This window comes from Rhizobium sp. FG96, assembly GCF_057808655.1.
On sequence record NZ_JBMDIL010000020.1, the window covers coordinates 52862 to 74709 of the forward strand.

General features: G+C 56.9%; 15 protein-coding genes and 1 pseudogene. 4 read left to right on the top strand and 12 right to left on the bottom strand.

Annotated elements, in window-relative coordinates; translation table 11 throughout:
* The first annotated feature begins 40 nt into the window (after window positions 1-40).
* A complete protein-coding gene (gene tnpC, locus ACODR6_RS29725) occupies window positions 41-1633 on the top strand; it encodes an IS66 family transposase (RefSeq protein ID WP_109853956.1) in 1593 nt (530 codons plus the stop codon).
* 66 nt (window positions 1634-1699) lie between these two features.
* On the opposite strand, the pseudogene ACODR6_RS29730 reads toward tnpC, so the two are convergent.
* The 3 genes and pseudogenes from ACODR6_RS29730 to ACODR6_RS29740 form a co-directional block, all read right to left on the bottom strand.
* Window positions 1700-2038 (bottom strand): annotated as a pseudogene (locus tag ACODR6_RS29730) (site-specific integrase); the annotation flags it as partial.
* Window positions 2039-2341: 303 nt separating this feature from the next.
* Window positions 2342-3595, bottom strand: a complete 1254-nt coding sequence (locus tag ACODR6_RS29735; RefSeq protein ID WP_109854067.1) for a type II toxin-antitoxin system HipA family toxin — start codon at window positions 3593-3595, stop codon at window positions 2342-2344.
* Window positions 3588-3899, bottom strand: coding sequence for a helix-turn-helix domain-containing protein (locus ACODR6_RS29740; protein ID WP_109854003.1), 312 nt, complete (start codon window positions 3897-3899; stop codon window positions 3588-3590). The genes ACODR6_RS29735 and ACODR6_RS29740 overlap by 8 nt, the downstream gene beginning before the upstream one ends.
* Before the next feature lie 262 nt (window positions 3900-4161).
* Here ACODR6_RS29740 and ACODR6_RS29745 point away from each other — a divergent pair, with 262 nt between their 5' ends.
* Window positions 4162-6510 carry a hypothetical protein gene (locus ACODR6_RS29745; protein WP_109854004.1) on the top strand — a complete coding sequence of 783 codons (2349 nt, stop codon included), beginning with the start codon at window positions 4162-4164 and terminating at the stop codon, window positions 6508-6510.
* 383 nt (window positions 6511-6893) lie between these two features.
* On the opposite strand, the gene ACODR6_RS29750 is transcribed toward ACODR6_RS29745, so the two are convergent.
* From ACODR6_RS29750 to ACODR6_RS29780, 7 genes are all read right to left on the bottom strand, one after another.
* Window positions 6894-7607, bottom strand: a complete 714-nt coding sequence (locus tag ACODR6_RS29750; protein WP_109854005.1) for a hypothetical protein — start codon at window positions 7605-7607, stop codon at window positions 6894-6896.
* A complete protein-coding gene (locus tag ACODR6_RS29755; RefSeq protein ID WP_210204227.1) occupies window positions 7608-10469 on the bottom strand; it encodes an HsdM family class I SAM-dependent methyltransferase in 2862 nt (953 codons plus the stop codon).
* A gap of 22 nt (window positions 10470-10491) precedes the next feature.
* Window positions 10492-10686 (bottom strand): hypothetical protein, encoded by a 195-nt coding sequence (locus ACODR6_RS29760; protein ID WP_020918833.1) that lies wholly within the window; start codon window positions 10684-10686, stop codon window positions 10492-10494.
* 176 nt (window positions 10687-10862) lie between these two features.
* Window positions 10863-13733, bottom strand: coding sequence for an SEC-C metal-binding domain-containing protein (locus tag ACODR6_RS29765; RefSeq protein WP_489026035.1), 2871 nt, complete (start codon window positions 13731-13733; stop codon window positions 10863-10865).
* A gap of 56 nt (window positions 13734-13789) precedes the next feature.
* A complete protein-coding gene (locus ACODR6_RS29770) occupies window positions 13790-15058 on the bottom strand; it encodes a YiiX/YebB-like N1pC/P60 family cysteine hydrolase (RefSeq protein ID WP_109854008.1) in 1269 nt (422 codons plus the stop codon).
* Window positions 15059-15093: 35 nt separating this feature from the next.
* Complete coding sequence (locus ACODR6_RS29775; RefSeq protein ID WP_109854009.1) at window positions 15094-15621, bottom strand: RES family NAD+ phosphorylase; 528 nt, start codon at window positions 15619-15621, stop codon at window positions 15094-15096.
* Window positions 15618-16007, bottom strand: a complete 390-nt coding sequence (locus ACODR6_RS29780) for a hypothetical protein (RefSeq protein WP_109854010.1) — start codon at window positions 16005-16007, stop codon at window positions 15618-15620. Before ACODR6_RS29780 ends, ACODR6_RS29775 begins: the two co-directional genes overlap by 4 nt.
* Before the next feature lie 245 nt (window positions 16008-16252).
* Here ACODR6_RS29780 and ACODR6_RS29785 point away from each other — a divergent pair, with 245 nt between their 5' ends.
* Window positions 16253-17836: a hypothetical protein gene (locus ACODR6_RS29785; RefSeq protein ID WP_146200697.1), complete on the top strand. Its 1584-nt coding sequence runs from the start codon at window positions 16253-16255 to the stop codon at window positions 17834-17836.
* 15 nt (window positions 17837-17851) lie between these two features.
* Entirely contained in the window at window positions 17852-18181 is a 330-nt protein-coding gene (locus ACODR6_RS29790) for a hypothetical protein (protein ID WP_489026039.1), read from the top strand.
* A 124-nt stretch (window positions 18182-18305) separates the two neighbouring features.
* Here the strand turns inward: ACODR6_RS29790 and ACODR6_RS29795 are convergent, their stop codons facing one another.
* Window positions 18306-19538 carry a hypothetical protein gene (locus ACODR6_RS29795; protein ID WP_109854013.1) on the bottom strand — a complete coding sequence of 411 codons (1233 nt, stop codon included), beginning with the start codon at window positions 19536-19538 and terminating at the stop codon, window positions 18306-18308.
* 51 nt (window positions 19539-19589) lie between these two features.
* The gene (locus ACODR6_RS29800; protein WP_109854014.1) at window positions 19590-21848 is read right to left on the bottom strand and encodes a S8 family peptidase; all 2259 of its coding nucleotides are present in this window, start codon (window positions 21846-21848) and stop codon (window positions 19590-19592) included.

The window sequence follows — 21848 nt, forward strand, 5'->3', positions numbered from 1 at the left end:
AGGAGTTGACGCAGCGGCCTGCTTTCGATTCAAGAATCTGATGAATCGAACCGGCGAACCGAGTGTTGCAGAGCTGATGGCGCAGTTGGCGGCGAATGCTGCCGAAATCGCCGCACTCAAAGCCGAGAAGGAAGTGCTGAGCGCCCGCGTCGTCAAACTTGAGGAAGAGCTTGCCTTGGCGCGCTCACATCGATTTGCGCCTCGCAGCGAAAAGCACGTCGACCGCCTCTTCAATGAAGCCGAACAGATTGCCGGTGAGGATGATGGCGACAGTGAAGAGGACGAAGTCATCGACCTGCCGGATACTGGCCTGCCGCCGGCGGAAAGGCCGGAAGGCAAGAAGCGCGGCCGCAGACCCTTGCCGGAAAATCTGCCGCGCGAACGTGTCGAATATGATCTTCCCGACGATCAGAAGGCCTGTCCCTGCTGTCATCATCAGATGCATCGCATGGGCGAAGCCGTCACCGAGCAGCTTCATATCGAGGTGAAGGCAAAGGTCCTTCAGAATGTTCGGTTCAAATATGCCTGCCGGAATTGCGACCGCACCGGCATCAACACGCCGGTCATCATTGCGCCAATGCCGGCGCGGCCGTTACCAGGCAGCATTGCCACGGCTTCGACACTGGCCTTCGCGCTGGTGCATAAATATGTCGACGGCACGCCGCTCTATCGCCTGGCCCAAGCCTTCGAGCGCGCCGGCGTTCCCGTCAGCCGGGGCGCATTGGGCCATTGGGTGATCGGCTCGAGCCAGATGCATCTCTCCCGCATCTATGATGCGCTGAAGCTGAGGCTTCGATCGCAGCCTCTCATCCAGGGCGATGAGACGACGGTTCAGGTGCTGAAGGAAAAGGACAGAGAGGCGGCTGACACCTCGTATATGTGGGCCTATCGCAGCGGCATCGACAGTGACGAGCCCATCGTCCTCTTCGATTACCAGCCGGGCCGCGGTCAGATCCATCCGCAGACCTTCCTCGGCGACTACCGCGGCATCGTGATGAGTGACGGTTATTGCGCCTGGCGCACTCTGGAGGGGGCAACCCACATTGGATGCATGGCACATTCACGAAGGCGCTTCGTCGAGGCCCTCAAGGCGAGAAAGAAGGGTGGCGGCCCGCCGGAGCAGGCGCTCAAGTTCTTCGAGCAGCTCTACCGGATAGAAAGGCTGGCGAAGGAAGAACCGCCGAACGACGGCGAAACGCGGGCCGATTGCATTCGCCGCTTTCGGCAGCAGCACAGCGTTCCCATCCTCAATGCCCTCAAGACATGGCTCGATGACATCGCGCCGAAGGTTTTGCCGGACAGCAAGCTCGGCGACGCCATCTCCTATACCCTGAACCAATGGGACTATCTGACCCGCTACGCGCAAGACGGCACAATGCCGATCGACAACAACCTTCTTGAGCGTGACATCAGGATTTTTGCAACGGGCAGAAAATCCTGGCTCTTCAGCGACACCGTTGACGGGGCCAAGGCCAGCGCCGTCGTCTACAGCATCATGCTGACATGCCGGGCTTGCGGCGTCGAACCTTTGGCCTACCTGCGCTATGTCCTCACCGAACTCCCGCAGCGCGCCAAAGACGCCGATATCACCGACCTGCTGCCCTTCAACTTTCCAAAAGCCGCCGCAGCCTGATCAACCACCCATTCGAACTCGCGGGATCGAAATCGTCGCCCCCGTCAATGTGCACGGAAATGAGCGCTTACGCTCAAGCCAGGCAAGCAGGCTGGCCCTCACGTCGGCCGTGATCTCGAACTGAACCGGACGACCGGTCTTCTGCTGGATCACCATCGCGCGCGATCGAATCTCGGGCCCGGTCACGAGGGTTCCGATCTTGATCTTCACGAGATCGCAACCTCGAAGCTTGCTATCGATCGCGAGGTCGAACAACGCGCGGTCTCTCATGCGTCCTTCTCTATCGAGGAAGAAGCGGATCGCCCATATCTGGCGCTGTTTCAGTGGCTTCTTCACACCGACCTTCCGGCCGGCGTTCCATGCCGGTCGACCCAGTGCAGCAGGATCATATTGTGCAGTACCCATTTGAGTTCTCCTTCGGCCGTCATTGGCCGTCGGAATAATGCGCAAAAGAAAAGAGTATATGGAGCCGGGAGGGAACCGGCATCGCAGATGCTAAATGATCGAGTTGGGGGCGCGAAGGGCCGTTCTTCCCAGCGAAGCCCATGTCCGCTTCTGGGCAGTTTCCATTGTCACGGCAACGACTGAGATGAAGGCGCAAAGCTGCCTCAGCGATTCGCGTCTCGCTCTTGAGGGCATACGAACCAGCGACCCGATCGCCTTGGTTGGCCAATAAACTGCTACCGCGTTACGCGGAAACGCCAATTGCTAATCCGCGCATGTGCGGAGGATCGGCAACATCAGCTTAATGTGAGCATCAACTCGTTCCAACACTCTATCGGGTAGAACGGCTCGTTCAGGCAGAGACCACCAAGAATGGTTGACGCGCTCAACCGTCTCCGTAACAGCCTTCAGCACAGCAGCTTCCGGCATTCGCGCACGATGAGCGAAGACTTTCCATCGCTGGGCGTTCATTGCCTTGAACGGCCGTTCACCGGCGAGCGACAGTGCCATGGAGTCTGACGGGATGTAGGGGACGGTCGATAGCACATCATAGACTGGGGCGAGTGCAGGCACGTCGCCCTTCCCATGATAAATCAGCGACCAATTCTTGAGGTGCATGTCGCCATTGCCTGTGAGCGCAGCCAAAGCCAGTCGTCGGACGAACTCGAGGGCTGCCGCTGAAGAAACGGCGACCCCAAGAGCCGCAGCGATATCATGATACGCGGCCCCCTCATATTTTCGAGACGGATAGACGCCGAATACCTGAGCAAAATCTTCGATATGGACGCGCTCACCACCGGCAACCCGATCGAAACGTTTGACGAGGAGGACTTTGCCGTCGGACAATGTCTCAAACTCCTCCGGGATACCCTCGAACTGCGATTGTTCGACGAGCTCGCGTTCCGGCACGTCCATACCAATCGCTTCGGCCAATGCGAGATTTGCAAATTCGTTTTCCGAAACCCCGGGAAATGACGTCGACGGAAACTTGGCGATATAGGAACCCTGCTCGTCGCCTAAGGGGATCGTCAGCCCGCCGCCCTTGCCTGTGTTTTTGATGACGGAGAGCTTCATCTGCACACCGGCGAGCGAAAACCGGGCCTTGGGGCTGGGGGTTGTCAAACCCTCATTACGAACAACGGTTCCTTCGCTTGGCACGATACGGACAGCCCCCGGCAGATCCGATCCGAGTGCTGCAAGCAAATCGAAATCATTCCCTGCCCGCACGCTACCTGAATGGTGCTTCTCCATCGCCTCGCGCAATTTATCCTCTGGAAGAAGATTCGCAAAGAAAGGTGGCAAAGCCCTTGCGACGGGCTTCGGGTCCTTCCGCAAACCCCCATGTGCCGCGCGGAATGACAAACTGAGCACTGGGAAACCACCGGTCTGTCGATAGCTCTCATCAAAGCTGAACGCGTTGAAGTCTCCCGGCGTCCTCACGATCATGCCGACCTTCAGGTCATTCAGCAGCACGTCCAGTGAGGTTATAGATCTTGGATCAAGTGGCGCATCAGACATTGCCATCACCATCAGGGCTGGCGACGAAAGCAGGAAGGTCATCTTCGGCGCCACCTGGTTGCAGTAAAGCGTCAACCGCCGGGACCATGGCCTGCGGGATGAGCATCAGTTCCAGACCAAGCGCACGACCAATGTTGATCAGGGTGGTCGTACGGGCCGCGCTGGCTCCAGCCTCAATCTCGCGGTACCGCGGACGCGACAGGCCCGCCATATCCGCAACCTGCTCCTGGGTGAGGCCCAAAGTCTTGCGCGACGTCTTGAGCTGCCGAGCTATGTCCTGAAGAGCCTCCGGATTCGACTTCATATGATACCTTAACGATTCATTTTCCCCAATATGATACGTCTACATATCCTACTACATCTGTTCATGTCAAACTAAATGACGCCAATAAGGATCATATGAGAATAAAAGATCTTCTTACAGATCAAATTTTTCTCCTCCACTGATAAGGCGCTAGACAATCTAGGCACCAAAACTGGAAGCACACCCGCAATAAACGCTTCTTTAAATGTCCGCTCCTACCCGCCCACGCTCGGCACTGGTGCCGAGAGAACGGAAAAAGAGCATGACCAAACACGATCTTTCAACTCATCACTTTCAACGGAAAATCTCAGATTTCTGCGAGGTGCGCATCGCGCCAGTCGCCTCACAGCGAGTTCTGGAAAGCATTCGGCCCTATCTCATAGGTCTTGTCGTTCACCGCCGGCCACCACCGATCGTGAGTGGCCGTATGGATTGGGCGGCCATTGGCCAGGCATGCGGGATTGAAGGCGAAATGACCGCGGAGTTGAAAAAGCAGCTGCGTCCAGGTTTGGACGCGATTATCCGCTGGCTCGGAACGCCACCCGTCGCCGAGGACATCCTGTCGGCGAAACCACGTGCGAAGACGAAGAAACCCATCCCCCGGAAGTCGGAAACTGTGACGCGTTCCAGGCCGCAACAGATCCGCTCAGACAAGATCCCGGCTCAATCTTCGTCAATGCCAAGAGGGCCACAACCGAAACCGATTAGTCCTTTTCCTGAACCATTGTTCGAAGCAACTGATGATCCGGCCAGCTTTCAAGATGCCCTCGTTTATCAGATGCGCCGGTTCGGCGAGAGCTACTGGCAACTCTACCGCGCCGTCGTTGGCCTGGGTGAGACGTTCGATGAAAAGACTCTGCTGTCGTGGGTTCAGGGCGAGCGCGTGCCGCGATCTCTGATGAGTTTCGAGATCCTGTCCCGTATCGAGCGGCGCTACCGACTGGGACAGGGCTATTTCAAAGCGAAGCTGCCGCACCAATCCCGCTCCCCATACGGTCATGATATGGGCGACATCAGCGCCGCGGAGCGGCGACGACTTGCATGGCATCTTCCGGACAATTTCAGCAGCTTGCCGTTCTCTAAGCGGGAGGAAATCATCGAATGGGTGCGCCGGGTCATTATCTCGGGCTCAACCGACTATCGTCGCTACCAGGCGGCGGCCACCAAACAACGTTATGCAATACGATTTCCGGGGATCACTTATGGCGGAGGCGCCCTGTCTCCACGGCCACAAATAAACCCGGACAGCACGAGCCCCAATCCAGAGGCCTTTGAAGATCCTGATCTCCTGTCGGGCGTCGTCGATGCGCCTCAGCAACTGGCTATGGAGATGGCCGACCTGATCCGGTTCAAGACATCGACGCTGACCGCAATCGGCTTTCAACGAAATGGAGTTTGGGGAGAGGAAACCGCATCCCAGAAGGTCGAGCATCTAGGCCTCATGTTTGGTGCACTCGCTGCCTCACCAGCCAGCGTCGTCAAAGGGCGTGGTGTGCCGCTCAGCCAACTGACCTTTGGCCTGTTGATCTTCCCGGGCGTCTGGGACTGGTACCTGCAATGGCGGGAGCAGCGCCGCGGCTTCTACACCAAATGGGAAGAAGACATGCTGATGGTGGCCCAAGCTCTCACGCGGGCACAGGTGGGCTGGATTCGCCAGAATCCGGGGCTTCTGAAGAGGGTTCAGCCAATCGAAGGGCTGGTAGCTTCTGAGGAGATAGAATTCGCAGCACGCGACTGGCACGGTGCCTGCGATGCTTTCCACCGGCACGCTGCCAATCGTTCGAAGGAAATCCAGCGTGTCATGCGCGTGCATCGCGACCCATTCGAGCCGATCATGGTGGTCCTCGAAGCAGACAGCCCTCTCTCGGAATACCGCAAGATCACAGATGAGATCCTGAAACGCATGCCGGATGAAAATCGTTATCCTCGGGCGGCAGCCGAAGCGGTCCGTTCTTTCCTTTTGCTACGGCTCGGCTTGCATCTGGGGCTCCGGCAAAAGAACCTTCGACAGCTTCGCTTGTGCCCGCGCGGGCATTTTCCGACATCGGAGCGGCGGCTGGAGGACATTAAATGCGGAGAACTACGCTGGAGCGATCGGGAAAACGGTTGGGAGGTCCTCATCCCGTCGGTCGCCTTCAAGAACTCAGGCTCGTCATTCTTCGGACAAAAGCCGTTCCGTTTGATCCTGCCGGATTTGCTCGACCTCTACAAATACCTTGAGGCCTATATCGATCGCCATCGCGGTGTGCTGCTCGGTCCAGCGAGAGATCCCGGCACCTTTTTCGTCAAGACGGTGAAGACCACAAGTCTGGACGCGGCATACGATTCCACCAAATTCTATGAAGCCTGGCGGACCGTGATCCAACGCTACGGCATCTACAATCCCTATACCGGTCGCGGAGCCATCAAGGGCCTGCTGCCGCATGGACCGCATAATCTTCGGGATATTCTGGCAACCCATATCCTCAAGCAGACCGGGTCATACGAGCAGGCGAGCTATGCAATCCAGGACACACCGGATGTCGTCCAGCAGCACTACGGTCGCTTCCTGCCGAAGGACAAAGCGGCACTTGCGGCGAAAATCCTCAATCAGGTTTGGGAGGCTGCATAGCCACTCTGATGACTGGCTGATCCACATCGCCTATGCAGATGCAAACCAAGCCCCGCATCTGCATGGCCCTGCCGGTCTCCGCCTTGAACGGAATCGAACCCTCGCCCAGGCTGTAATTCCAGTGTAAACCCAGGTAGATACCACGCCATCGAATTGTAGCCTCATGACTTCCCGACATCTTTTAGGTGCCAATGGGCGAAACGCGGAAGCCCCGCGCGGGATTTACTCTTAGTCGTCTGCGCACAGATCGCCCCATCGTCGGTGTTGATGAAGGATCACTTTTCAGGGGGCAGACCAAATGGCATTCACCAGCCGACGGCTTTTGCAACCATAGTTCGCGATACCGTGTTGACGAAGCTCAGTCGCTAGCGAGAATGGATTGATCACATTTCTACCCACAAATGTTCTAGGAGAATTTTGGGTAGGCCCAATTCGCGATCATGCTCAGATCGAAGAACAGCGACCCTATTGGGGATGTCGTGCTCGACAACGCTCAATCTATCTCCGACACTCCATCCAATAATACGCCTTCGGGCAAATCCACGAACCCAGAGATCCACCCTACGGACCCAACTAAGGATATCACCAGCCTGAACATAGGCGATCATCACGGCCTGTTCGTGCGAAGCACCGTGTAGGCCGGCCTTAAAACGCTGCACGCCGCCGGTGCTACCGCGTGCAACGCGGAGGTACTCGCGTTTATCGCGATCTCTTCCGACCGGTGTCGGGAGACGCTTGCATTCGACCGGCAGGAGTGCATCAAAATCGTCGTGACGACGTCCATCAATCCAGATCACCTCCCCGGCCGGTGCCACCGCGAGATCAATACGGCGGGCTGCCTGTATCTCATCGGGTTCCTCAACGCGAAACTGAAGAATGTCCCAACCATTTGTCTTTCTGGCGACCCCATTCAGATGCGCGCAGAGCTGAGACGTCAGATGTGTCTCGGCGTCCACAGGCCGCCTTCCTTCTCGGTCCCGCCAAATCGGAAGCTGCTGCAAGATAAATCCGACAAGTTCGTTGAGCCAGGTTTTTGGTCGGTGAAGACCAAGAGAAAGACCTCCGGTCTGGATGTCGGCATCGTCATCCGCCAGCATTCAGAACCCCTGCGCTCGGAGATCGGCGAGGACATCGTCGCTGTCTCGCAAGGCAATCGAGCGCAACCAGTAGCGAAGACGGTTGGGCTTCAATAGAAAGATGAATCTGCCCTCATAGATTCGGGCGATCCGCGTGACGGCAAGGGAACTGCCCTTCTGCTGGCTCAACAATGCGTCAAGTTTGCCGCGCAGATCGCTATCGCCATCCCATTCAACTGCCCCGCGGCCGAACACGAATGGCAAGCACACAATTCCAGGCCAACGGCGCGGTTCAAGGGCAATAACGGGATTGTCCTTATATATCGCATTGATCTGTTTGCAAAAAACAGCCGCGAAATCAGCAAGATCTTCGCCGACTTCCTCCATAAGGAGCTTTGATTCACTGCCCTTGCGAACGAAGTCACGGTAGTAAGTCACCACGTCCTCGGCAACGATCTGCTCATTTTCGCTGAGATCAAGATTCCCATCCTCTGGAAATGGCAATGCGAGCACATCGGCGCCCGCAATATTCGTGGCCTTCTGCGTGAACAGTTTCGTACTTACGGCGGCAACGAAGGCGCGCAGGGGAATAGACTGAGCCTTCATCCAATCATGCACGGAATCGAGATCATGCTTAGGCGCTTGCGCAAAGCCGACGATCTGGTTCTTGAACGTCAGATATCCATCAGACCACACGGCGTGAGGCAGATCCATATGCTCCCGAACGAGAAGCATCGGTGGGCTGAACAGGTCCGCCGAACGTGGCCCCTCAATGGTTTTTTCGGGAACCACGGTGATCATTTTCCTATCGATTCCATCAATGGTGAGCGCTTCGGATGGAAGCAGGGGCTTACCGATCAAGTGCTCCGCTTTACGCGAAACGCCCTTCTTCCCCTCGACAAAACCCTCGCGCACATGCCACTGCCGCTCTGATGCGTAGTCGTAAAGCGTACGATATTGCTTGAGGCGCTTCACGAGGCTGAATGCGCGCGCGCCTCCGAGAAGGTTCACCCTCCAGATCTCAGGCCCAGACTCTGCCAGCACCGTGCTGCGGGGCAGCCAGTGCAGATCGTAGTAGTCTATATCAAACCCCTGTTCTGCATCAGCCCGTCCAACACGCCGGAAAACGGCATGAAGGATTCGTCTGTTTGCCGGAGCTTCGCCAGCTTGCGCCACGACGGCAATGATTTTGGTGTCAGCACCACCCTTACTGAACAGGCCCCGGATCGAGACAAAATCGAGAATTTCACGGACATCCCAGCGAGCGAAGAACTTGGTTCGAAATGGCGCTGAGCTGGCATTGTAAATGAGATTATATTGCTGAAGCATCGAGAGCACGCCACCGGCGACAAGTAATTCCATTGCTTCGTGCAGGAACAGGTAGGCGACCTGTTTGTCCGGCAGAGGGCCGTTTGCTTCGATGTATCTGCGATAGCTTCGCCGGGCGCCTTCGGTCTTGAGCGCTGATTCAAACGGAGGGTTGCCGACAATTACCCCAATCGGCTCTTCGATCAGCTTCTTTTCCTTGGCTTCAAAGAAGCATGACTCGATTAGCGTCCGATCCGTGAGCTTTGGAAATAGCTGAACGCTTGCCCTGATGTCCTCCGGCTCCAGCGCATCACAAAGCGCGAGACATAAACTGAAGGCCGCCAGTTCGATTGCGCCGCGTTCGACATCAACACCACGGACACGCTCGATCAAAGAGCGCAGCACGTCGACGCCCGGCTTGGCCCACCCGTGCGTACTGCGCCAATGCAAAACAAGCCTTTTATAAGCCTCGACAAGGAAAACACCCGATCCGCATGCGGGATCGAGGATGAATTCCCCTTTCTCCATCAGCGAATCCAAGCGCTGCCAGCTCAGCGCCTCGTCCAACATAAGCCGCACCAGCGACGGCGGCGTGTAGACCGAACTATCCGTATCGGTCACGAACAACTGGTAGATGTGGCTAATGACTTCGACGGGCAAATCGCGGAACGAATACAATGCCCAAAGATTGAGCTGCCCCCCGGCTTCCTCACGCGCTTCGATCAACGTACTGAAACCGTCCAATTCCGTACTGGTTTCAAGCATTTTCTGGTCGGCATCGTCGATTGCGAACACATGCCCATTGAACCGCTTTTCGAGAGCCTTGAGGAGCTCGACCAGAGCCGGACCATTCGCCAAGACATGGAAAAAGCGCGTCGCGCCCTCCAAGAACTGGCCAAAAAAATCCAACGGCAATGCACCGCGCTCTTCTAAATAAGCAATCAGCAGCGACAGGATGAGCAGCCGGCGGCGAAGCGGCGCGTTGAGCAACCGGCTCGTTTTCAGCCGCCCATGTAACTCGCCCACAGCGTCGACGAGTCGACGGTGCGCCGACTTGGATGACGATAGAAGCAACTTACATGCGGCTGGATCATCCCAAAGCGTGCTGTTTCGCAGCCGCTCCGCATCCCACCACGCTTCGTGTGCACTGATCCGAGAGGCGAGGGTCAACGTTTTGACCGGGTTGCAGATCAGTTCTCCGGAGGAAGTGATGAAGTCCGGCTTATGGGCGCATCTGAACAGCTGCACTGTGCCGGGCAAGCGGCGGTAAAGGAGCGGGACGCCACCCCAGCTCCAGAGCCTCTTGTGCAGCTCCGCAAAAGACGGGTCATTGGCCGGACCATCGGAAACGAATACGAAAGCCTGAGGCGCGCCAGCCCCGCGCTTGGGGTCTGCTTCGAAAAATACGGCATAGGCACCGTAGGATGCCGCCTTTTCCATAATTGCGACTTCCTCCGGCGGCCGGCCGTCGGAAGAATAATCTTCGACGCGGACAAGACCATCAACGATCTCCGCATTCGGCTCGCCTAGCGAGCCGATCCATGCCGTTGCGTCATCGGTTACCGACATCACCATGGCCTGACCTCAACCGAAGATGTCATTGCTCACGACGCGCTTTGCTGAGCTCAAACCCCTCACGCAGGAGATCAACCATTGTCATGCCCTGGGCCACCGCATAGCCTTTGAAAGCCTTCTTGAAGTCGACGGGAACTTTGAAGTTCAACGTCTCGAGCTTTTCGGGGGATTTGATGGAACCCGACTTTGGGAAGCTATCGACCTTGCGCTGCGCCACGAATCAGCTCCTCCCGGTTGCCGTGAATCACGAAATAACAGAATTCGGGATGGCCAGCAATCTGTGAACACAGAAAGACAGAATTCAGTGTTTTGCAAGCCGCGAGTCCCTTCGAGAACAAAAAACCGGTCCGAATGAGAGGCGTTGCCATCTGGCTTTCAGCTTGATGCCAACCATCACGTGCCCCCGTGGCAATGCTTGTACTTCTTACCGGATCCACACGGGCATCGCTCATTCCGACCGATCTTTGGCGAGGCGGCACGCGATGGCACAATCGATGCTTTACGCCTTCCCTTGTCCAACTGCCTTGCGATGTTGTCGAGCAGACCGGGTGGTGCAGTCCACTTGGGAGGCGCACCAAATCTGCGCAGGTTCGCTATCAGTTCGCGCTGGTTCTCGAGCTCCTGCTGTGCGAGCGGGGCCAGCCCCGATTTGTACGGCTCAAGACGGCGCATTTCTGCCTCCGCGTCGGAATATAGCCCGCAATAGGCCAGCACGACGGCATATTGAGAGCGCACGGAGATGAGGTAGTCGGCCAGCTTCCATTGCTGAAGTTGCGGCAGGACTATCGACTCCATCATGTCACGAGCGCCATCGAAGTCGCGCTTTCGGATGAATTGATCGACAAGATCTTGTCCAACTCGGAACAGAGAATCCGGGGCGCGGGCAAGGTCATAGAATTTCAGCGCGTGAACGCGGGCCAGTGGCGAAAACTTGCCTTCTGCGTCGAGTGCCTTGGCAAGGACATCTAAAGAATCCGCGAGATGCTTGACGTCATCGACCTCAGCTTCTTCTTTCAGCATAGGCTTCAGGTCCGGGGCGTTGTTTCCCATAACCATTTCGGGTGATAGCCCGATAACCTCATAATAATCCTTGATCAGCGGCTGGATACGTCTGATCGCGGCATCTGAGTCTCCAAGCGCCAGCTCGGCACAGGCAACATTGTAGGAAAAGACGCGCTGATGACCAGGTGGCAATGTTTTCACAAGAGGCGCCAGATCCGCGATAGCCTGTTGCGCGGCTCGCCTATTACCCTGGCCCGCCAGAAGGTTCATGCGCTTCATGCCAACGCGAAGCCGCTCCTCAGCACCAAGATCATATGCAGTGATCAGTGCGTCCATTTGATCGAGCCAGGAAGTGGCACGATCGGATCCGGCTTTCATGTCGGCGAAGGCCAGGGCGTCTAAGGCCTTTACTCTCTGGTCAGGTGGCACGTGCTCGTCTTGCGCACCGTGCTCGAGATAGGCTTCGACCTCCGGCCAGACGCCCATCTCATGAAACAGTTCTTCCGTTGCCATTTCGACGAGGATATCGAGACGGCCGACTTCACCCGTAAGCCGGAGGAATAACGAAAGCTTCGTCGGGCTCCAGCTTTCGATGAGGCTTTGCTGAACAACGCTTCTCAACGCTTCCTGGTGGGCTTTCACCGTCTCTGCACCGAGAAGAGCGAGTCGTCCCTTGCCGACAACGCGGGCTGCGTCGTGCAGTTTGATCTTGTCGCCGGCGAAACTTTGGAGAAGGCCCAAGCTCAACAGCTTGCGAAACGACTGCAGAAGCACCGGCCTTTCCGGCCCACCTGCAGCAACGATGTAGGAACCAGCTTCCTCACGTGTCAGGGGTGCATCGCAGAGGCTTAGCAGATCAGCGACCTTGGCAATCGTCACCGGCAACCCTTCGAAGACGCGACCCAATACGAAGTCTTGAGCCATTTCGGTCGTGTGCGTTGCGCGGACCAAGTCACCGCACAAGCGTTTCACCGACCCCTGATAGTCAGTTTCTGCCACCGCGAGAGCATTTTGAACGAACAGTGGAAGGCCACCCGTCAGATCTATCAGTCTGTGGTAATCAGCAGCATCGCCCTTGCAGCCAGCGTCGTGTCCGGCGGCTGCTACGGTATCGGATGCCCATCCGCGAAGATCTTCCCGCTTGACGCCTACAATAGCCTCGATTGCGGCGACCTCTCCTTCCGGACGGCCGAGCAACAGAAAGTTGATATTCCCACCCGCCTGGATCACGCCGACAAGGTCATCAGCGGCCAGTTTGTGAATATTGTCCAAGGCAACTGTAACGACGTCTCCGGCTTCGGTGATCCGACGCGAGAGGAGCTGCAAAATCTCCCGTCCAGAGGCGCCCGGCAGGAATATCTCCCCAAGCCGATATCGGTTGCCCGCTAATCGGCCTGCCACCTCGCGCGCGACAGCGTTCGACAAGGCGCCGCCGGGCGTGTCGCCAACATCGAAATAGACCAAAGGACCTGCCGCATGCTGCGCTGCTTGCGCCAGCCATGACGTCTTGCCCGCCCCTGAATAGCCAACGATCAAACGGACCCGATCGCCTGTGAAGAGATCCGGCTCATCCTGTTGGACCCGATAAGGAACCGGAGGCACAGGCAGGTCTTGCAATTGAAGCACGAGTTGCTCAAAAAGTGCAGGAAGATCCTTCGTCGTGAACACATGGTCGAGCGAAGCCTTTTCGCCAGTAGCTGCCAGCGTGACGACACCCGCCAGCTTCCACACGAGTGTTTCCGGTGCCAAGGTTGCAAAAGGCAGCACCTCCGCTAGACGGCAGTTTCCCTCAATTGCCTCCATGAGGGACGATTTTGGGGCTGGCAGGATCCTGTCGATAAGGTCCGCCTGCGGCCAATCAATAGTTACGTCGGCTGGCCAATCAGGTTTTGTCATTCGTTGCGATAGGGGTCCGTTCGGCCCAGCGTTGCTGACAATGACGAACCGCGCAGCGCCCTGTCGCTCCGATCGCTCATGCGATCCCCGAAGGTCCGCAAAACGTGACATCGTGCCCTCAATATCATCCCATGCGAGAGCATCTTTCCGATGTTTAACCTGGACATAGATACGGATGCCATTGAGTTGGATTTCGACATCTTCGTCGCTTTCGACAGCAATCTCCCGCGCCGCGATGGTCTCGGCCGACAACAGGCATTGAACCGCATAGAGGTGCTGGAACAGGTAGCCGCGATGCACGGCTTCGATTCGAAGCAGTTGCGCCGGGTCTAAAACATTAGTTCCTGAAGGGCTTAGCTTTTCCAATTCAGCAAATCCTTTTGTATCGCAGCGTTCATCCGCGGTCCCATTCTCTTTCCAGGTCACGGCAGAAACGGCATCAGGACATTGCCCATGCCGCGCCGTATCTCTATGCAGTCACAACACAGACGCAGGGAAGGTACGCCGGGCATCGTCTGAGCGCCGTTCGCAAGGCGGTAGGACATGGCTGGCCGGTCGCCGCACGACGAGCAGACTTCTGGACTGTCTTCCGCAGTGACAACCATGCGCGACAATACAGCGAGCTTGGGCTCGACGCGATCGACGATCGAATACCAATAGGCGCTGTGCGGCTCGATCTGCTCCAAGTGCTTCTTCAGATCGTCAGGATAGTGCTTCAACAGCCACGCACACGCGACCTCCCTGCGGATCTGATCGTTAAGCACAAGAGTTTCGTACAGGTCCACCAACATGCGGAAGGATTGACCGCCGTGCTGGTTCTCCAGCATCTGCAACTGGATGAGGTTGATGGAAAACCGCACGCCTCCGCTGTAAGCCTCGCTCACTGTACCTATGCAGTATTCACGTATGTCGGCCATCTGCTCGGGCGCGGACATTGCTGCGATTAGGCTCTGGTCGTAGCGCCAAGGGTGAGCCGCTATTTCACCGCGCCACAGATCAAGGTAACCGCTCTCGCGCAGAACCTTTGCAATTTCCGGATCGGACTCAGGGTGCGTCACGAGTAAAGCATGGAGTTCGTTTAGGCTCTCCAAGTCCGGAACGAACGTACGAGCGACATCAAGAATGGCTTTATGGGCCAGATGTGTATCTCGGATCGGGTTACGATTAGTTTCGAGCCAAAGCCATTCTTCCTCGGGCACGGCTTCGGTCTCTATAGGGATTTCCACCAGCAGGTGACTACGTCGTAAATCCTCCGGCGAGCAATAGTCTGCGTCGGGGACGAGATCGATGCCCGCGTTTCTGTAGACGCGGGCCACTAGACGAGAGCAATATTGGCGCTTCGATCTCGGCTTTCGGACAGCAGCGACCGACCGCATGGCCTCCGGCACAGAATACCGAGCACCGATCTCGGCCCGCGCAAAATCGATTACATTTGAAAGAACCTCGCGGGGGAGAGCTTCCTTCAGGCGGAAATGGAAAACCTGCTCGTCATCCTCGAACAACTCCCGCTGCAGGTTGCGCGCCTGGACCCCGTCCGCAGTGGAATCGATAAACGAACCATGCTGCACGCAGATCATCGCGTGAGAAACGATGCCCCCCGTGCTGAAGCGGATCGATTTGCTTATCTTTCCCGGTCGAGCCGTGAAGAGAATATCTCCAGGCTGAACACTGTTGATGCTGATGCGTTTCATTCCCCTCCTCCAAAGCCGGCCTGTATCTATTGCTGCTAGTGCGGCCAGGACAATTGATCTCGCGGCAATCGATTGTCTGGATCGTGAACATGCACTTCATCATCTGCGATGAGATTGGCAGGAAAAATCACAAGATTAGTTCCGCCAGCGTGCCGTAGTGACGGAAAGAACAGCCCCCGAAGGCCAGCCGAAATGACCTTGTCCGCGAGCTTCCAAGACGGTGGAACCTTTTTGTCAATGCGAGCAATTTTCCGCCATGCGCAGTCCCATTGAGCCCAGGCAACATCCCAATGAAGCGGATCGAAACCTTCCGACAGATCGGCCACTTCGCTCAGCGTGATCCTGTACGCTGCAAGCGTAGCCGGCGGCGCGATGCTCGCAGCCTGTCGATATTCGTCCAGCGCGCTTTGGGGGGCCACGGATAGATAGAGAGCCTCGACGCCGGGTCGATTAAAGTGACCGCCATCAACAGCGGCTCCGGCGCCGCTGGTGGGAAGAAACGCCCATTTCGGGGTCAGGTAGCGGTGAAAGACTGCATCCGGGCCAACGCGGATGATCTTCACCCGCGCGCTCCATTCTCCAGGTCCCGAATATACGCAAGAACAGCCTCTATCTCACCATCGGCTACAAGCTCGGCAGCCGTGCGGTGGCCATAATCGGCAATCGGTTCATTACGATACCAGTAGATTGCCTTCGCAAGATCGCCAGTCAGCTCGATGGCCGCAGAGATCGCCTTGATCATTTCCCGCATCCTGCCCTGCAGGCGTTCGGAGGAGGGATTGCGCAGGGTGTTGCGATGAACACCGGTCAATTCTGCAAGGTTCGCGACATTAACACCGAGCGCCTTCGACAGGCGAGACGGAGAAATGTAAGGTGTCCGCGGTTCCTGAAGGCTATCAACAAAGCCAGAAACAACTGCGTAGGAATGTGCTGTCTGAGCCTGTGCCATATCTAATCTCCGCTCAATATTATGCACAATATGTGCACATTCTGGCGCACATCAAGCAAGGCCCTTGATAAATCACGCCTCACGCGTCCTCGAACGGCGCCTTCAACGTTCACAACACTGCCATTTGGGCGCCCGCAGCGATTCACACTCAGCTAGGGCGGGTGGTCGTCGTCCGTAAATCACCAGGCTCATGTCCTCCCGAGGCTCTGTTATAAGTTGCTCTCAGGTGAACCGAGGGGATTCGCGTGGACGACATGACAGATTTCGATCCGGACGACGATCACCGTCATTGGTCGGAGGTGCTGGTCTTTCCGCATCCCGCCAGGCTCGACGACATCGCCATGGATTACTATTTCCGCAGCTACGACGGCAAATGGAGCGAGCAAACGAAGCGGGCGATGAAGGAACTCGGTGCCAAAGGCCTCGAGTTAAACTCCAACTGGGCGTTAGAAAGTCAGATTTGGTCCTGCAGAGGATGCGGGCGTCACAAGCGAGAAATTTTCCGGAAGTCATCGAACGGAATTCTTCTCGCCAAGCTCGAACTGCACCACGACCATTTGTGGGATGAAGGCCTCCGCAGGGCCGAGAAGCTACTCGGACCGGACTGGAGAGAGAATCTGATGGACGGTGCGACGATCGTTCTCGACACGATCCGTACCCTTGTCGTCCGCTTTGACGAGGCCCTCGTCTGCTCGGAATGCAACGCAGCTGACGGCAAGGCGAAGACGGCGGTGGGCACCAATCCGAATTTCAGCTTCGCGGCTGCGGAGATCGCAACCTTCGTCAAGGCGACGCCTCACCAGGACCACGAGATCGATATCGGAGCCGCGAAGGCGGCCTGGGAGGCGGAGCGGCCGAATTTCGAACGACGTCTTGCCATCCTCAACATGTTGCTCGGCGACCTCGCCGCCGGGCATCTACAGCGTCGAATCGAGGGGAGGCTGCGTATCGACCGACGAATGTTTCAGCGCGTCGGACAGACCGAGATACTCTACGATGCTTTCAGCAGGTCTGCAAAGGGCACTATCAACGCTGGACTCTTACAGTCGATGCGCAGCGACTTCCTTGCTCGCTCGGTGCAGAAAGACTTTGTCAGGAGGGAACGCCAGAAGACGGCCGTACGGCATCCGACCGACGAGGAATACCAAAACTATGTCCCCGAGAAAGTCGCAGGGAAATGGAAGGAGACCGGCGACGACTGGGCGTGTCCCTGTTGTGCGCGCGGGAAAAGGTCTCTGATCAGGTTAAGTTCGAAGAAGAAGTGGACGGGGAATATCCGCGCCGTCGCCCAGTACGAAATCCTTCTCGACAAGGACGAGATAGCGCTGCGGGAAAGATTATTTCCCCGCTTTCCGAACGACCTTCACCTTCAGCCGATGCACTGGCTCGACGTCTGCTCCGACTGCGCCGACATCGGAACCCAGCTCAGTCAGTCGCGACGCGATTTGGCCGACATCTATCTCACGATCGAGCAGATGAGGGCGAGCCTTCGCGAAGTCGCCGACAACATGGCGCACGTGATTGACTTCGATCTGGCTGCCGAAATGTCAGGCTCGAACTGGCGGTACCGTCACGCTAGGGAGGCCGTGTCAGCGTTCGCCGCTCTCCGAAACACTTTCCGGACGCAGATGGAACACGCCGCCGATCCTGAGTATCTTAGGATGAACCCCTACCTTCGCCAGGACACCTTCTTGAGGCTCGACCGCATCCTAGAATGGGACCACCGGATCGACGACCCCCAGCAGCGTAAAGATATCATGACAATGTTCAAAAACGGCGACTACGGCCTTTTGCTGACCTGGCGGGAACCACACAGTGAGAACTTTTAATACGCTTGTGCCAGAGTGGCCAATCTCAAACTGGAGAAGCGATTACGGATTTCACCGCGCTCGTGGAAGAGCACGGCACGCTTGGGCTTATACGCGGCTCCGTCCTCGTTGCGTCCGGCCAGGCAAGCCGCCCATAGGACTGAAGATGCTGCGATCGGGTTCAAGCTTCCCGGATGTCTGCAGATCATCGGCATAACCAGTGAAGTACGCAACAATATCCTGGCCAGGGCCGACCAAGTGGTCGCCGAACTCTGCCGCAACGAGCACGATGCTGGCCGCATGGAGGATTACTCCAGGATGTGTGAGTTCCCGTTTATCGAGCTGCTACACGAGTTCGTCTCTTGAATTCAAATATTGCGTTCGGGCAGGTACGTCCAAGCGCAGAGCTGGCGCCAGGCCGGAGACTTAGCGTATCCGACGACGAGCGGGTGCCGCGCCAGATGCGTGAAGGCGGCCGTCGCTCACAGATTTAGGCCACAGTGAAACGCCGGAGTTTCTGGCGAAGCATTGGCAAAGTCATTGGCTCATCAAATCGAATCTCGACAAGTTGGACCGAATTTTGCTCGCAGAGACTTCTCTTCAATGCATCGCGTTCCATGTTCCGTTTCAGCGCCATTTCTCCTCCGAATGCAGCAATGGCTCTGTAGTGCTGCTCACCATGGTGTTCCAGAGCAAGGCCGATGGCGGGCAGATACACGTCTAATCGTTGGCGCCCCAGCCACGGGGGCGACGCCTCCCTTAGGATAACTTGGTCGGGAAATAGCTTTTTCAGCAGACTGTACATTTCCGCCTCCCTCACCCATCGGCTAAGACCAAGAGTGTGCTGGACTTCGGAACGCGCAGTGGGCTTGTCCATTCCAGGCATCAACATCAGCTGATCGATATACGGCGCGATAAACTCCCCAATATCATCACCGTAGAGTTTAGCAGCAGCCTCCGGTCCCGAGCGACGGGCGATACACAGGTGGCATATTTCGTCGATGTAGGTCGCATCCGACAACAATCGAACAACCTGATGGGTCCATGCGCCTGAATGAGACGCAATACGCATAGCCTCTGATATCATTTTGCCATGGGCCGGGCGTGCGCATGAACAGAAACAACGCTCCCCGGTAATCAAATGGTCAAATGCAACAAACTCAAAGCCCTCGATCCCGAACTCATAGCCTTGCGTACGCGGCCCAGGTCGAGGGTTCGCGACCAGCGGCTGCTCAAGGGGAATCGCCTCCATCATTTTCTTGGTTTCAAGAAACATGCTGGGCGGAATCGTCACGTGGTTCAGACGCAGGATGTGGTTTGTTTGCGTTTTTAGCTGCTTCGACCAAAGTCGATGTGACATCAGCCCCGCAGGGCCATAATTTATGGGACTGAGTTGCAAACCCTGCGTGTCAATCTCAACGGCGTCAACCATGGTCTCTTTGGTTGTGGAAAAGGCCAGCTCGACATACCAGGTTTCGTATCCGATGTCCGCAAGCCGCGCCAAGGATGCACAGCGCTCCTTGAAATACATCGCGTGAAGCTTTACCGAGGGAATCTTGCGGAGCGCAAAAGCTGCTTTCTGCTGAAGATTTTCGACGAGAATTTGTGTCAGCAGTTGTTCGACGGCATCTACCGGCCTCACGCCCACGGTAGCGACCTTGAGAGCCAGCGCTTCGGCAAATTCCCTTTCGGAAAAACCGAAGGAAAGCCGGCCACTCCTCACGAAACTGCCTCGATTGCAGGGGTAATTGCAGATTCGGAAGACGTCGACCTACTAAATCTCATTCGAGACCTCGATGTCTTGGTTCAAGACCGCGCTTTCAACGAAGTTTCCAAGCGCACGAGCTGTCGAGTCATAGATCGACTTCTCTCCATCAGCGCTCGAAAGCGTGAGTACGAAAGCCACTTCTTGCGGCCCAGCCTGACTGTGATGCGTCCACCCAAATTGGTAGAGGTCGCGCATGTAAACGCGCGCATATAGCCGCATATGCGACCCGGAAAAGCCGAGCCCACTGCTTTTGGTAAAATCCCGGCAATGCCTTCTGATCGGTTGCCATTTTCGCAGCTCTTCACGAGCGTCGTTCTCCGGCAGTGTCGACTCCTTCATTGAACCAAGAAGGGAGGGCCATTTCTTTGGCCCAGTAGGGTACATCAAAGATGTCTCCAACCGAGAGGCGAAATAATTCGCGCCGCCGAACGGCGAAACGAGGGGTCGCAGCACGGCGGTCAGGCTGGCGCGCCCGAACAACTTTCCATCTCGCACCAGCTCGGGAGGGATGGGAATATCGTTCCAGTAGTATGCGGTTCCCGGCTCGAGTTGTGCCCGCCACGCAAGCGTGACGCTGCCGGGCGCGCAGGTCCAAGGAAGGTGGCCTTGATACGGCGTTCCCCAACCGAGGTTGGGATCGTGCTCGCTGCGTTCCGCTGAATTGATGAGGAGAGCCTTAACCAGATCCGGCGTTGGTTCACGTAAGCTATCGAAAGTGTGGGCTGCCAAAGACGATACCAACGGCGTTGCGTAACTGCTTCCCGTATCGACAACTCCACCCAGCATCCTGAGATTTGAAAACCACGATAAGTCCGGTTTCATCATCCCATCGGGGCCAGGACCGGGCAGGCAGGCAGGGCAACGGTCTCCAGGCGTTCCATCCGGGAGCGCCTGACGGCCACCCACGACAATCGCCGCTTCGCAATCAGCTGGCGGATTGGGCCGGGAATTGTTGCCCGGGCTGACATTTCCAACAGAGATCACCGGGAGGAAGCCCGCCGATCTCGCCAAGAGGCTGATTTCATGCCCAAGAACGCTCACTTCTGAGGGGTCTAAGCCGATGCCATCTTGATTGGCGGAAATATTCCAGACGCGTGCCTCTGGATAAAGACGTGCAACCTCCGTCAGGTAGTCAACCAACTCACGCTCATCAAAACGACGGTTTGCGTTCTTATGGGGGACCGCCTGAACCGATCCAATGCGGCAGTTCAGCTGCGGCAACAATCGATTATTATTCCAGGCGTGGCCATGGACAACGAGCGAGCTGACACAGTTGCCATGAAGCTTATCAGCTTGGGCATTCGTCACGAAAGGCGTTGCCTTGAAGGCTTCAGCTGCGCTGTAACTTTTCGCATGCAGTCCCCCGTCCACGACAACGACGACGGGTGCGTTTTGATCGACTACCGGCGCAGGAGGCTCAGCTCCTTCGCCAGGGGCCGCCACTCTGATGGGCCGCACAGGATCGATTCGATAGGAAGCACCGGAGGCGATTAGCTGCCGCAATCCTTCTTTGTTCGGAATACGAACCGTGGCTCGGCCGACGCCGGTGTTTCGGTAATCCCGCATGGCCCTTGCTATGCTGGATTGTCGCGGCGTCGTTAAAGCGCGCGGTTCTTCCGCTTCCTCGGATGTGCCTAGCGTCAACCGTACACTCGTGAAAGTCGGCAATACCAACCTCTCATTGGCAAAGCCCTGAATACGCTCCAGGATCTCTACCTTGGCATCACGATCACGAAAAGGAGCAAGCCAGACCACGAACAAACGTCCATCGTCGTCCTCCGGCGCGGAATTCCAGAGCTCATTGACTGACCGGCCGCGCAATCGACTTTTCGCATCAAATCGCTCTAGGGACGAAACTCGCGATATGTCTGCTTGCACCGCATAGCCGACCGGACGTTGGATCGCGTCGAGAAGGCGAGGCAACTGCTTGATGTCGGCCTCGATCAAATAACCGCTTGGAAGGGGTGCAACCAGCCTGCAGCCCTGACGCTGGGAGAAGAGGTCGTCTGGTGTGTGTGTCGGAGCGAGCGAATCTTCGGTAAACATCCGAACTACGAGGTGAGTTAGCCCCGAATATGTCGGCAACTCCGCGCGGTGCTCATAGATATCGCGTGTTTCGCTCGCAAGAACTTCCTGCTGTCGGCCGAGGCGCTCCGTGACGATACTTTCAATGCCCTTGCCGCGCCCTGTAGGACTCCGGAGCGCAGGGTCCATTTGAAGGCTCAAAACAGGATAGAGAAGGGGCTGGTCTTGAACTTCCGCCAT